General features: G+C 61.0%; 9 protein-coding genes, 1 tRNA gene and 2 pseudogenes. 6 read left to right on the top strand and 6 right to left on the bottom strand.

From position 1 onward, the window contains the following. Positions 1-290: 290 nt before the first annotated feature. Complete coding sequence (locus LH20_RS24150; protein WP_053552946.1) at positions 291-905, bottom strand: calcium-binding protein; 615 nt, start codon at positions 903-905, stop codon at positions 291-293. Between the two features lie 107 nt (positions 906-1012). Between LH20_RS24150 and LH20_RS22695 the strand changes: the two genes are divergently transcribed. The 3 genes and pseudogenes from LH20_RS22695 to LH20_RS03015 all read left to right on the top strand — a co-directional run. Continuing rightward, positions 1013-1773, top strand: a protein-coding gene (locus tag LH20_RS22695) for an IS5 family transposase (RefSeq protein ID WP_144423494.1) whose coding sequence is annotated in 2 segments (ribosomal slippage) — positions 1013-1337 and positions 1337-1773 — 762 coding nt in all. Because the reading frame shifts where the segments join, the coding sequence is not laid out codon by codon here. Positions 1774-1776: 3 nt separating this feature from the next. Beyond that, entirely contained in the window at positions 1777-2037 is a 261-nt protein-coding gene (locus LH20_RS03010) for a hypothetical protein (protein ID WP_053552948.1), read from the top strand. Positions 2038-2311: 274 nt separating this feature from the next. Further along, positions 2312-3082, top strand: a pseudogene (locus LH20_RS03015) (IS256 family transposase); the annotation flags it as partial. 54 nt (positions 3083-3136) lie between these two features. Here the strand turns inward: LH20_RS03015 and LH20_RS03020 are convergent. After that, the gene (locus LH20_RS03020; protein WP_053556051.1) at positions 3137-4504 is read right to left on the bottom strand and encodes an IS1182 family transposase; all 1368 of its coding nucleotides are present in this window, start codon (positions 4502-4504) and stop codon (positions 3137-3139) included. 62 nt (positions 4505-4566) lie between these two features. On the opposite strand from LH20_RS03020, the pseudogene LH20_RS03025 reads away from it, so the two are divergent. Continuing rightward, positions 4567-5025: pseudogene (locus LH20_RS03025) on the top strand (transposase); the annotation flags it as partial. Then, complete coding sequence (locus LH20_RS03030; RefSeq protein WP_053552949.1) at positions 5022-5351, top strand: hypothetical protein; 330 nt, start codon at positions 5022-5024, stop codon at positions 5349-5351. The pseudogene LH20_RS03025 and the gene LH20_RS03030, both read left to right, overlap by 4 nt. Before the next feature lie 388 nt (positions 5352-5739). Here LH20_RS03030 and eutC read toward each other — a convergent pair whose 3' ends face one another. The 3 genes from eutC to LH20_RS03045 all read right to left on the bottom strand — a co-directional run bounded on the left by eutC (position 5740) and on the right by LH20_RS03045 (position 10219). Continuing rightward, positions 5740-6492 carry an ethanolamine ammonia-lyase subunit EutC gene (gene eutC / locus LH20_RS03035; RefSeq protein ID WP_053552950.1) on the bottom strand — a complete coding sequence of 251 codons (753 nt, stop codon included), beginning with the start codon at positions 6490-6492 and terminating at the stop codon, positions 5740-5742. Next, the gene (locus tag LH20_RS03040) at positions 6485-7882 is read right to left on the bottom strand and encodes an ethanolamine ammonia-lyase subunit EutB (RefSeq protein ID WP_144423495.1); all 1398 of its coding nucleotides are present in this window, start codon (positions 7880-7882) and stop codon (positions 6485-6487) included. Before LH20_RS03040 ends, eutC begins: the two co-directional genes overlap by 8 nt. A gap of 138 nt (positions 7883-8020) precedes the next feature. Beyond that, positions 8021-10219 (bottom strand): TonB-dependent receptor, encoded by a 2199-nt coding sequence (locus LH20_RS03045; RefSeq protein ID WP_053552951.1) that lies wholly within the window; start codon positions 10217-10219, stop codon positions 8021-8023. Positions 10220-10562: 343 nt separating this feature from the next. Between LH20_RS03045 and LH20_RS03050 the strand changes: the two genes are divergently transcribed. Further along, positions 10563-11768 carry an ISL3 family transposase gene (locus LH20_RS03050; RefSeq protein ID WP_083455258.1) on the top strand — a complete coding sequence of 402 codons (1206 nt, stop codon included), beginning with the start codon at positions 10563-10565 and terminating at the stop codon, positions 11766-11768. Between the two features lie 122 nt (positions 11769-11890). Here LH20_RS03050 and LH20_RS03055 read toward each other — a convergent pair. After that, positions 11891-11977: transfer RNA gene (locus LH20_RS03055), tRNA-Leu, on the bottom strand. Positions 11978-12175 lie beyond the last annotated feature (198 nt).

Below are 12175 nucleotides of genomic sequence, written 5' to 3' on the forward strand. Positions count from 1 at the left end.
CATATGAGGATGGAGGTCGCTCGGCTAGAAGGGAAGCGAAAAATCGGCCTTCGCCGCGATCCGAATGAAAACCCTGCTGAGGGTTAAGGCTTTCGGCTTTTGGCGCTGTCATAGCACGCGACCTTCAAAAAAAAGGCGCGTCAGCGACAGAACCGGTCGGTTCGGAGCGATAACATCAGCGGCGTCGGGAAAGCTCATAGTCGGGGGATGGTCGGATAGTCTGAACCCGAACCTCCCGAATGGGACTAATGGGACCAGCGGGGCGACCGCCGGTCCCATCCCCCCTTTCATCAGGCAGCAAAGGCGGCTTGCGTCACCTGCTGCGCATCCGTGTTGAGCATGACGGCGAGCATGTCCCCCGAGGTGGTACGGATTACCGTATCGGTGGGCGCCACGCCGCTGCCCGGCGTGCCCTGCTGGATGATGAGATCCTCAAACGAAAGCCCGCCGGACAATTGCAGCTTGTCCTCGCCGACCGTGAAATCGACGATGAGGTCCGCGAGCGCCAGGCTGGCTGCACCGTTGGGGGCAAGGACGAAGATGTCTTCGCCTTCTCCGCCGACCAGCGTGTCCCGGCCGACGCCGCCGTCCAGCGTATCGTTACCCGCACCGCCTTCGAGCAGATCGTCGCCTGCCCCGCCGATCAGCACGTCGTCACCCGCCGTTCCCGCCAGCGCGAGCCCGCCAGCGTTCACGGGCGCATCGAGCGCCTGGCCATCGGGTCCGAAGGTCTGAACGAAGACGCCTTCGGGCAGCGGGATCGCTTCGCGAACGAAAAGCGATGCCGATACCGTTGTCCCCGGCTCGAGATTATTCACGAGCAGAAGTACGTCCGCATCGAGATCGCCAAGCAGGTCCAGCACCTCTAAAGGAACCGCGATTACCCCATTGGCATCCGGCGTCACATTGTTGAGAATGAGGCTTCCATCGAGGAGCGCAAAACCCCCTAGGGTCAGGACCCATTGATTTGAGGTGGCGATTATGATTCAGGCGGCCGCGAAGGAGCCTGAATTTGAGCGATTTATTCTGGCTGACGGACGAGCAGATGGCCCGCCTTCAGCCCTATTTTCCGAAGAGCCATGGCCGCAAGCGTGTCGATGACCGGCGCGTTTTGAGTGGGATCATCTTCGTCAATCGCAATGGGCTGAGGTGGCGGGATGCGCCGAGGGAATATGGCCCGGCGAAGACGCTCTATAATCGCTGGAAGCGGTGGAGCGACAAAGGCATCTTCATCCGCATGATGGAAGGTCTGGCGACACCTCGGGCTCCCGATCGCAAGACGATCATGATCGACGCGACCTATCTCAAAGCGCACCGCACGGCTTCCAGCCTTGGGGTAAAAAAGGGGGTCCGGGGCGCCTGATCGGCCGGACGAAGGGCGGCATGAACACCAAGCTGCATGCCGTGAGCGATGCGAATGGTCGCCCGATCAGCTTCTTCATGACCGCCGGGCAGGTCAGCGATTATACGGGCGCGGCCGCCTTGCTCGACAGCCTGCCCAAGGCACAATGGATGCTGGCCGACCGAGGCTATGATGCCGACTGGTTCCGTGACGCCTTGCAGGAAAAGGGCATCACGCCCTGCATCCCGGGCCGGAAAATACGAAACAAGACCGTCAAATACGACAAGCGCCGCTACAAACGCCGCAACCGTATCGAGATCATGTTCGGTCGCCTGAAAGACTGGCGGCGGGTCGCAACCCGTTACGATCGGTGCCCGAAGGCCTTCTTCTCCGCCGTCGCTCTCGCCGCGACCGTCATATTCTGGCTCTGATCAATGAGTCCTGACCCGAAGGAAAGTCACGAGGTTCGCGCGATCACGGGCTATTATTCCGACAGCTTTGTCGGCCAGTTCAATAAATATGTCGAAGACGAAAAGAATGAACGAGGCTCGTGTTGGATGACGACCGACAAAGCGCATGCGCTCGCATGGTACCGCAGCGTTCTAGCCAAGGGAAATTGGGACAAGTTCGCGATTGCAGGCTGGCGGCCCGCGAAAGGCGTCGCGCTCAAGGTCGAGGAATGGCCGCCGATGTAGTGTCGGTTAGCCCGGAAAGCGGCCGACTGCAGGAGAATTCGCGTTTGGAAACGTCGCTGAAAACACCGGACAAGAAATTCGGAGCGAGCCCTGCGCGCTCCGGGGGGGGGGGAGAGGTCGTGTCCCCGGCGGTGGTGTAGGTTGTGCGGGTAGCGAAGCTGACCGGACACGCGCTAATCGAAAAAGCGCTGTAGTGTCCGGTCAGTTTCGCGGGTGGTCATCGGCGAACTCCGGTAAGCTTGGGTTGCAAACACTCAATTTACGGAGAACCCCGATGACCAATGATCAGATGGACTTGAATGCCCTGGTTGGGAAGAGCGCCGATGGAGATTTTCTGCGCGACATGATCAGCTTTGCCGCGCAGCGCCTGATGGAACTGGAAGTGGGGGGGCTGACGGGTGCGGCCTATGGCGAGAAGGATGCGGATCGGCTCGCGCAACGCAACGGCTATCGCGACAGGGACTGGGAGACCCGCGCGGGCACGGTCGAGCTGAAGATCCCCAAGCTGCGCAAAGGCAGTTACTTTCCCTGCTTTCTCGAGCCTCGCCGAATGGCGGAGAAGGCGCTGACGGCGGTCATTCAGGAAGCCTATATCCAGGGGATATCAACCCGTTCGGTCGACGATCTGGTCAAGGCCATGGGGATGAGCGGTATCTCCAGGAGCCAGGTCAGCCGGCTGTGCGAAGAGATCGACGAGCGGGTGACGGCCTTCCTCGAGCGTCCCATCGAAGGCGACTGGGCTTATGTGTGGATGGACGCTACCTACATAAAAGTCCGCCGCGCGGGCCGCATTGTCTCGGTCGCCGTCATTATCGCGGTGGGCGTCAACAGTGACGGTCGGCGCGAAGTATTGGGCATGGCGATCGGCCATTCCGAGGCTGAGGTGTTCTGGACCGAGTTCCTGCGCAGCCTTGCGCGTCGCGGTTTGCGGGGCGTGAAGCTGGTCATCTCCGATTCTCACGAGGGGATCAAGGCGGCCGTCGCCAAGGTGTTCTGCGCCACCTGGCAACGCTGCCGCGTGGGGTTGTTGAAAAAGCCGCTATCATTGCGATTTGATGTAGACCACGGGATTGTTCCTCGGATTTCCACCCTTTGGGCGCTATTGAACTGTGAGGTACCTGGGGGGACGATTTTCGGCGACACCGGCGGTTAAGACGGCGCAAATTAGCGAGATGAGGGCGGCAGCTAGCCGCTTGAGATTGATTGCGGCGGCCGTCAGGAAGGCCTGAATGCGCATATTGTCGAGGCCGCGCCGGACAGCGCGGGCAAGCCCGTGCCAAGTCTTGGCTTCACCGTGAACGCCTTCGACCCGCCAGCGGTGACGCTGATAGAGCCGTTCTTCGCGGTTGCTCCATCGGCTCCGCTTGCGTCGCGCCCGCAGCAGCGAAGGGTGATTGACGTTGAACACGACGACGCGGGCACGGCGTGAAGGGCTCACGCAGCGTGCCTGGAGCGGACATCTGCCGCAATCCTTGGCGCGGGCGTGGAAATACTGGAAGGCGCCGCGATGCAGCTTGCCCTTCGGACGTAGAATCTTGCCCTTGGGGCAACGCGCGACATTATGGCGGGCATCGAACTTGAAGCGGCGCGTAGGAATGACCTTGCCCGGCGGGGGCTCCGCCTTGGCTGGGACGATGCCTTCGATCTCACGGTCTTCCAGCGCGCGGAACACTTTGGCGTAGGCGTAACCGGCGTCCATCGTCGCGGTGGTGATCGCCTGGCCGGTGGTCGCGGCCACTGCATCGAGCCGTCCTGCAACCGCCATGCCTTCATTCTCCTCACCCGTTGCGATCTCTACATCGACAATGACGCCGGCCACGTCATCGACAGCGGTGTGTTGCTTGTAGGCCGGTTCAAGGCGGCGGTTGCGGCCGTTTGTCGCCATCGTGGCGTCGGGATCGGTCACGCAGACCTTCTTGAACTTGCCGCTCTGCCGGCTGTCTCGGAGCGCCTCGTCGTTGGCTTCGGCGACCGCCTCGACATGGCGGACGGCTAGCGAATCCCAGCTCACATGCGCGCGGATCAATGAGGCGTCGAGGTGGACGACTTCCCCGGTCGCAATCTTGGCGGCAACGCAGGCTTGGACTGTGCGCTCAAAGATCCGGCGAAAGCGTTCGGCCCCCCAACGCTGGCGAATGCGCGTCAGTGACGAATGGTCGGGCAACGGCTCGTGCAGCCCATAGCCGACAAACCAGCGGATCGCGATGTTGACCGCCGCCTCACGCATCAGCCGCCGATCATGGACGATGCCGAGCAGAAAACCCGCGAGCATCAGGCGAACCGCGACCTCCGGATCGATGCCCGGCCGGCCATTGTCGATGCAGTATAGATCGGTGATCTCGTCGCGCAGCCAGGAAAGATCCAAAACGGCATCGACCCGAACCAGAATGTGCTCGTCGGGAATGAGCTGGCGCAGCGATCCCGTAATGAACAGTTCCAGTTGATCTCGTTCCTTGCGCCCCAGCATGCCGCCTCCCTCGCCGATCAAATGCAAGTGAATCACACGGCGGGAGCTTTTTCAACAACCCCCGCGTCCACTTCATGCGCAATGCGCAGGCCCATGCGGGCAAGAGTGGCCGCCGCGTCGTGTCGGCGTTCATCGCCACCGCCTTCGCGCAGGACACTGCCGAGGCGGCCAAGGCGCAGTGGCGTAGCGTGGCTGACCAGCTGCGGCCCACCGTTCCAAAGCTCGCCAGGCTGATGGACGATGCCGAAGAGGATGTCCTGGCCTACATGACCTTCCCCGCGCAGCATCGCACCAAATTGCACTCAAACAACCCAATCGAGCGACTCAATGGCGAGAGCAAGCGGCGCACCGACGTCGTCGGCATCTTCCCCAACGAGGCGGCGATTACACGCCTCGTAGGTGCCATCCTGCTCGAACAAAATGATGAATGGGCGGTCCAGCGTTGCCGCTACATGACCCTTGAGAGCGTCTCGGGATTAAGCGATAATGCCATCATCACGCTGCCCGCCATGGCAGAATGATCAACCCGGCTTCGCCGGAGATCGCTAAGGCTTCGCCCGAGAAGCTACACCACCAAATGGGACACGACCCGCTGGTTCTTGTGGGTGACGCGCTTTCTGATGGAAAAGAGGGAAGGACACTGCTCCGCCACCTGAGCATTCTCCTTCTGTTTGGATTGCTACACGGCTTTGGGATCTGGTGGCGGGATATTCTTTCGCTCCATGCGGTCACCGGGTTCCTGATGTTGTTCCTCCGTTCGGTGAAGCCGGGCGCTCTCCTGATCGCGGGAGTGGTCCTATATTCAGACATGTCTGATCCGCGATGCCGCCCCGCGCGCACCAAGTAGCGGTCGCAGGGCACCGGTTAAGACGCATGCTCGATCGGCCTGGGATCTTGCCCGATCCGCGAGAAGCAAAGCGAAGGTCGAGGCAGATCTGGCAGAGGCAAAAGACTCTCGGCTGGGGGCCTATGATGTCAACGCGCAGCGCATTTTAAGATTCTGCAAGGCAATGCCGGGTTGATTCTCATGGGCTGGCTTTGATGATGGGCGGGCTCTCGCTGTTAAAAAGTGGCTATTTTCGAGAAAATCCGGTTAGCGTCCGCGCGATGCGTGAGGCGGCACAGGGCCTTTTGGGGGGCGTGCACAGATGGAAAAATGTCCCGCCGGGGACAATGGCGAGCGATGAACACGAAGAGCCTGCAGTCCTGAGCGGCTGATTGACGGTGTCGGCGGTTCAAGGCTCGCGAAGCAAGGCCGGACTGGCAGGCAGTTGGCCGGCTGCCCCGTCCTTCAGAGCGACCCCGGTCAGGCGCATCTGCCGCGCTCCCTCGATCAGACGGACGATGGTGTCCGCCGCCATCCCATAGCCGAGCCCATGCGGCGGCCGGATGTTGGATACGCAATTGCGCTCGCTGTCCCGTCGTCCTGGGCGGGGTTGCCAGGTCAGATAGGCGCCGAGGCTGTCCGGTGCGCTGAGGCCGGGCCGCTCGCCGATCAGGACCACGACCAGATCGACGCCCAGGGCTGCGCCGATCGCGTCGCCGAGCGCGACGCGCGCGTGACGGGCAACGATGATCGGCGCGACCCGCCACCCCGCCACCCGCTCGGAGATCGCAGCCACCATGGGGGCCGCGTGCATATGTACGGCGGTCGCCGACAGGCCGTCCGCCACCACGATCGCCAGCGTATCGCCCGAGGCTGGAAGCTTGGCCATATCCGCTTCCGCCAGCATCCGGCCAAGGTCCGGGCGCTTGAGATATTCCGCGCGGCTCTGCGCTCGGCTGCGCACATCGATCACAGGCTGGCCGACTGCGGCGGAGAGCTCTTCCACTGCAAGCTCGGTGTGAACGGCGTCGCGGGCGCGGGCGTGATCGAGCTGAAAGGCCAGCAGCGCCTGCGTCGGCATCGACTGGCCAGCCCTGCCCAACGCGACGCGCGCCTGAGTCAGCGCGCGCAACTGGTCCGGAAGGGCCGGTCCCTCAGCCATGGGCGCGGTTCAAGGCCGGGATGCGGTCCGGCGGGAGCGCCGCTGGCATGTTGCCGGCTATTCTGCCATTGCGCGACAGGCCGATCGCCTGCAGCCATTCCTCAAACTCGGGCGCAGGCCGTAACCCGAGCACCTCGCGCAGGTAGAGCGCATCGTGGAAACTCGTCGACTGATAGTTGAGCATGATGTCGTCGGCGCCGGGAATGCCCATGATGAAGGTGACGCCGGCCACGCCAAGCAGGGTGAGGATCGTATCGGTATCGTCCCCATCGGCCTCGGCATGATTGGTGTAGCAGATGTCCACCCCCATCGGCAGGCCGAGCAGCTTGCCGCAAAAATGATCCTCAAGGGCTGCCCGCGCGATCTGCTTGCCATCGTAGAGATATTCGGGGCCTATGAAACCGACCACGGTGTTTACGAGCAGCGGCCGGAAGGATCGCGCCACAGCATAAGCGCGCGCCTCTAGGGTCTGCTGGTCGACCCCATGGTGCGCGTCGGCAGACAGGCATGAGCCCTGGCCCGTCTCGAAATACATACAGTCCTGACCGACCGTACCGCGGCCGAGCGACAGCGTTGCCTCCTGCGCTTCTCTGAGCAGAGCGAGGTCGATCCCGAAGCCGCGATTGGCGGCCTCGGTCCCTGCAATTGACTGAAAGCACAGATCGACGGGCGCGCCGCATCGCACCAGCTCAAGCGTGTTCGTGACATGCGCCAGCACGCATGACTGGGTCGGCATCGCATAGGCAAGTCGGATCTCGTCGAGCAGGTGCAGAAGTTTCTCGGTGGCCTGAAGATTGTCGGTGGCCGGGTTGATGCCGATCACGGCATCGCCGGCACCCATCAGCAACCCGTCGAGGATCGACGCTGCAACGCCTGCCGGGTCGTCGGTCGGATGGTTGGGCTGGAGGCGTACCGACAAGCGGCCGGGGAGGCCGATCGTATTGCGGAACCGCGTCACGACACTCAGCTTGCGCGCGACCGCGATGAGGTCCTGATTGCGCATCAGCTTCGATACGGCGGCCGCCATTTCGGGGGTGATCCCCGGCGAAGCCGCGGCGATAGCGGCACCGTCGATTTCGTTCGAAAGCAGCCAATCGCGAAAACCGCCTACGGTCAGATGGGCTATCGCCGCGAATGCCGCCGCGTCGTGCCCGTCGACGATCAGGCGTGTGATTTCATCGGATTCATAAGGCACGACCGGCGCATCGAGCAGCGCGCGGAGCGGCAGATCGGCCAGAATGAAGCGTGCCGCGATGCGTTGCTCCGCGCTCTCCGCCGCGATGCCCGCGAGTTCATCCCCCGAGCGTGGAGGACTCGCAGCGGCGAGCAAATGCTTCATGCCGTCAAAATTGTGCCGCGTTCCGGCGATGTCGGCTCGAAGGTGGGGCACGGACTTGCTCCTGGCGGAAGTACACTTGGGGCAAAAGGCGAAGCGGCAGGTCTGTTATACGCATCCCTGCTCAGCAGATCCCGGATTTCTGCAGCCGCCGCACCCCTGCGATCGTCGGGCGGAGGGGGCGCCGATCGATCAATAGGTAAAGCGAATACCGACGCCATAGGTCCGCGGATCGTTCGGCGGGCTCACCACGAAATTGATTGGCGTATAAAGCGCTCTGATCGGGAAAGAGGCAAAGCGCTGATTGGTCAGATTCTGGCCATAGGCATAAATTTCGAACCCGTCGAACCGATAGCCGACGCGCGCATCGAGTTTGTTGACGGCTCCGCGGCTGACTGCGATCTCGTTCGCCGGTGAAAAATAGGCACGCGAAGAGAAACTATAACCCGCTGTGGCGCGAAGCTCTCCCGGTCCGACGGGATGCGTATAGCTGGCAGAAACGCTGCCTGACCATTTTGGCGAGTTGTTCATATAATTGCCCGCGCGATCCCAGCCGGCGATGCCGTTCTTGTTGGTGCACGCCGGATCGCCGGCCGGCGGAGCGCTGCCGCCGTTTCCCTCGCAGAATTCCTTATAGGTCGCGTGGGTCCAGGAGATGTCCCCACTCAGCGTCAGACCCTCGACCGGGCGAAGGACGAGGCTGCCCTCAACCCCCTTGATCGTGGAGCTGGCGGCGTTGTCGATGACCTGCACACCGACCGCGACGATGTTTTTTACCTGCAGATCGCTATAGTCGTAATAGAAGCCCGCCAGATTGAGAGTGAGCATGCGGTCGAAGAATTCGGACTTTATCCCGGCCTCATAAGCCAGAAGCCTCTCGGGCTCGAACGTGATGAAGGGTGTTGTCGTTCTGACAGAACTGTTGAAGCCCGGCGCCTGATAGCCCTGGCTGACCTTGGCATAGAGGAGGATATCGGGCGTGGCCTTGTAGTTGATGCCCCCGTTGAAGATCGGTTTGTCGGCCTTGACCGTCCCGGTGATCAGCGGTGCGGGCGTCACGGCCTGGGTGTAGTCGATCACGAAATCCTGTGTCTCGTGGATATAGCGGGCACCTGCGATAAGGGTCAGTTTGGGCGTCACCGCGACTTCGGCCTGGCCGAATATCCCGAATGCCTCGAGATTGGAGGTGTCGCGCGGGCTCGTGAGGGGAAGCGTTATGCCGAGGCCATGTGGCGACTGGGTCGCATAGAGCTGATCGTTCCGATAATAGTTGACGCCGGCCGTCAGGGTCAGGATCTTGCCGGTATAGGCCAAGCGGAATTCCGAACTGAAGGTGTTGTGACGAATTTCCGATCCGCCCGCCTGATTGAAGATCGGCGTGAAATAGGCAATATCGGCGCGATAGCTGCGGTGCGACGTGATCGAAGTGAACGCGAGGTCCGACGTGGCCTTGTAATTGAGCGTAAGCACCTGACCTTCGGAACGGTTGTCATTCCGATAGGTCGCATCGACTTCCGCCGGGTAAGTGACCGAGTCGGGATTGGGTAAACCGATAAAAACCGTGTTGGTGGGGTCGTAGAGAGAGCTCCAGATCGTCGAGGGGTTGTCGCGTCTCCATGTGTCCGCCGCGAGCAAAATCGAAAAGCTCTCATCGGGTGACTGATAATGCACTTTCCCGCGAACGACGTAAGATGTCAGATCGTCGAGCGTATTTCCGGTCGTGCTGTTTTTGACAAAGCCGTCGCGCGATTCGTAGCTCGCCGAAAGGCCGGCACTCAGGCCATCAGTGAGCGGGCCGCTCACGGACCCCCGCGCAAGGATGTGATTATAGTTTCCGTAACTCACGTCAAAGCCCGCCCGGAGATCGTCTCCGGGCAGTCGCGTGATGATATTGATCGCACCTGCGGTGGAGTTGCGGCCGTACAACGTGCCTTGCGGGCCCCGCAAAACTTCGACGCGTTCGACATCGTCCAAGGTGAAGAAGCCCGCATCGGTCGTGGGGAGATATTCGCCATCGATATAGGTCGCGACGGGCTGTGCTGTTCCGATCGGACTGCCCTGTCCCGAGATTCCGCGGATCGCGACTTGGTGATTGCCGGTGACGCCGCCCGCCCCGGTGATCTGGACCGACGGGGCGATCGAAGAGATCGACTGAAGATCGGACACGTTACGCGACGAAAGTTCTTCCGCCGACACCGCCGTGATCGCTATCGGTACGTCTTGCAGCTTTTGTTCGCGGCGCTGGGCGGTGACGACGATGTCGCCACTCTCCATGCCGGAGGTGGAGGCATCTGCATCGGGCAAGGCCTGCGCATGCGCCGCCGTGCTCTGCAAAAGCGCCAACGAGGTGATAGTCGAGAGACCCAATGGGCGGATGACATTCTTCGGCATCGATAATCCCCTTATCACACCGCGCCGCAAACTGACCAATGGTCTTATTGTGCGCTGCACCATAAGAGATGACGCTCGATAATTTTTTGTCAATCGCTAATTTTTCGCCATTAAAATGCACCTATGGTCATTCTATGGCGCGGAATTCGCACTGCGGGGTCCCAGTGGCGCGCGATTTGCTGCCATTTTGACGCCCGTGCCGATCGAGTCATCGCTTATCCGACTGCGAATTGAACAATCGTCATTTTTCACTACGGGCGGTCACATGGTGTCGCGCGGCTCTTCCTCGTGAACGGGGGATGAGGGAAATTGGGTTAGACTTGTCATAGGAAGGACAAGTCTGATGAAGAAGAAGGCTGATCAGGGAATCGACGGCATATTAGGGCTGTCGGATGTTGAGATTGTCCGTGTCGAGCGGCGACGCGACATTCGTGTGTGGGCGCGGCCAACGAAGCGGCCTGTTTGCCTTTATTGCGGCCACGGGGGGCTGCGGATCAAGGCGACTTATGAGCGCGAGCTCAAGCACACGCGTCAAGGCAACCAGATCCTGATCGTGCACCTTGCGGTGCCCAAATATCATTGTGCCGGTTGCGGCCGCTATTTCCGTCATCGCTTTTCGGGCATCCGTCCGCGCTATCGCGCGACGGAGACGTACCGTCTTGAGGTCTTCGACGGTCACCACGGAGGCATCAGCCAAAGCCAGTTGACGAGCACCCATGCGATCGGCAGTGCAACCATCGAGCGCTGGTATCATCATTTCATCGAACAGCGCGTCTCGGAGCTGTCCGGTCGGACCTGCCCGCAGGTCCTGGGGATCGACGAGCATTTTTTCTCGCGCAAGAGAGGCTATGCGACGACATTTGTCGATCTGAAGAATCACAAGGTCTACGATGTCGTCCCGGGACGCTCGGAAGACAGTTTACGAAGCTATTTGCGAAGGTTGCCAGGGCGCGACAAGGTCAAGGTCATCGTGATGGACCTGTCGGAAACCTATCGCGCAATCGCCCGCAAATATTTTCCGAACGCGAAGATCGTCGCCGATCGCTTCCATGTCATTCGGCTGCTCAACCAGCATTTCCTCGAAGGATGGAAGCGCTTCGATCCCGAGGGCCGAAAGAATCGCGGGCTGCTCAGTTTGATGCGGCGCCATCGATGGAAGCTAAGCGAAGAACAGCGCAAAAGGCTGGCCGTCTACCTGAAAGCCAATCCGGTGCTCGAAGCCCTCTACACTGCCAAGCAGGACATGGCCCTCCTGCTGACGCAAAAATCCCTCAATGCCAAAAAGGCCAGCCAGCTTATCCCCGACCTGCTCAGGCTGATCGATCAGTTCGCCGCCAGCCCCCTCAAGTCCCTCGCCGATACCCTGACCAGCTGGCTCGAGCCCGTCGCCCGCATGTGGCGCTTTTCCAGGAACAATGGAATCACCGAGGGCTTTCACACAAAGATGGAGATGATCTCGCGCCGCGCGTTCGGCTTCCGCAACTTTCACAACTACCGCTTGCGCGTGCTCGCTCTTTGCGGTTGGAATGGCGTCATCAATCGGGTCTGATCCACCCTCATCCCCCGTTCACGGGGAAGAGCCGCTCTTTGCGGTTGGAATGGCGTCATCAATCGGGTCTGATCCACCCTCATCCCCCGTTCACGGGGAAGAGCCTTTATTTCAAGGGATACTGGTGCGGTCGAGAAGACTCGAACTTCCACGGCCTTTCGGCCACAACGACCTCAACGTTGCGCGTCTACCAGTTCCGCCACGACCGCACATCATGATGGTCCGGACGATCCCGGTACCAGGTAGGTGCGGGCGCCTAGCAAAGCTTTTCGGGTGATGCAAGCGAGCTTCGCCGCATTTATTTTTTTCCGCGCGCAAATACCGGCTCGGGCCGCCTTGACACATGTCACGGGAGCGACCCGGAAGAGTCTCCAAAATGTCATCGCTCTACCGTCAGAGCGTCACCG

Source organism: Sphingopyxis sp. 113P3 (assembly GCF_001278035.1).
In the GTDB taxonomy this organism is placed as follows: Bacteria; Pseudomonadota; Alphaproteobacteria; order Sphingomonadales; family Sphingomonadaceae; genus Sphingopyxis.

Excerpts from the sequence above, each read along its gene's own strand:
- LH20_RS03010 (WP_053552948.1), top strand. The coding sequence starts at position 1,777 with ATGAGTCCTGACCCGAAGGAAAGTCACGAGGTTCGCGCGATCACGGGC.
- LH20_RS03020 (WP_053556051.1), bottom strand. The coding sequence starts at position 4,504 with ATGCTGGGGCGCAAGGAACGAGATCAACTGGAACTGTTCATTACGGGA.
- eutC (WP_053552950.1), bottom strand. The coding sequence starts at position 6,492 with ATGGCTGAGGGACCGGCCCTTCCGGACCAGTTGCGCGCGCTGACTCAG.
- LH20_RS03030 (WP_053552949.1), top strand. The coding sequence starts at position 5,022 with ATGATCAACCCGGCTTCGCCGGAGATCGCTAAGGCTTCGCCCGAGAAG.
- LH20_RS03045 (WP_053552951.1), bottom strand. The coding sequence starts at position 10,219 with ATGCCGAAGAATGTCATCCGCCCATTGGGTCTCTCGACTATCACCTCG.
- LH20_RS03050 (WP_083455258.1), top strand. The coding sequence starts at position 10,563 with ATGAAGAAGAAGGCTGATCAGGGAATCGACGGCATATTAGGGCTGTCG.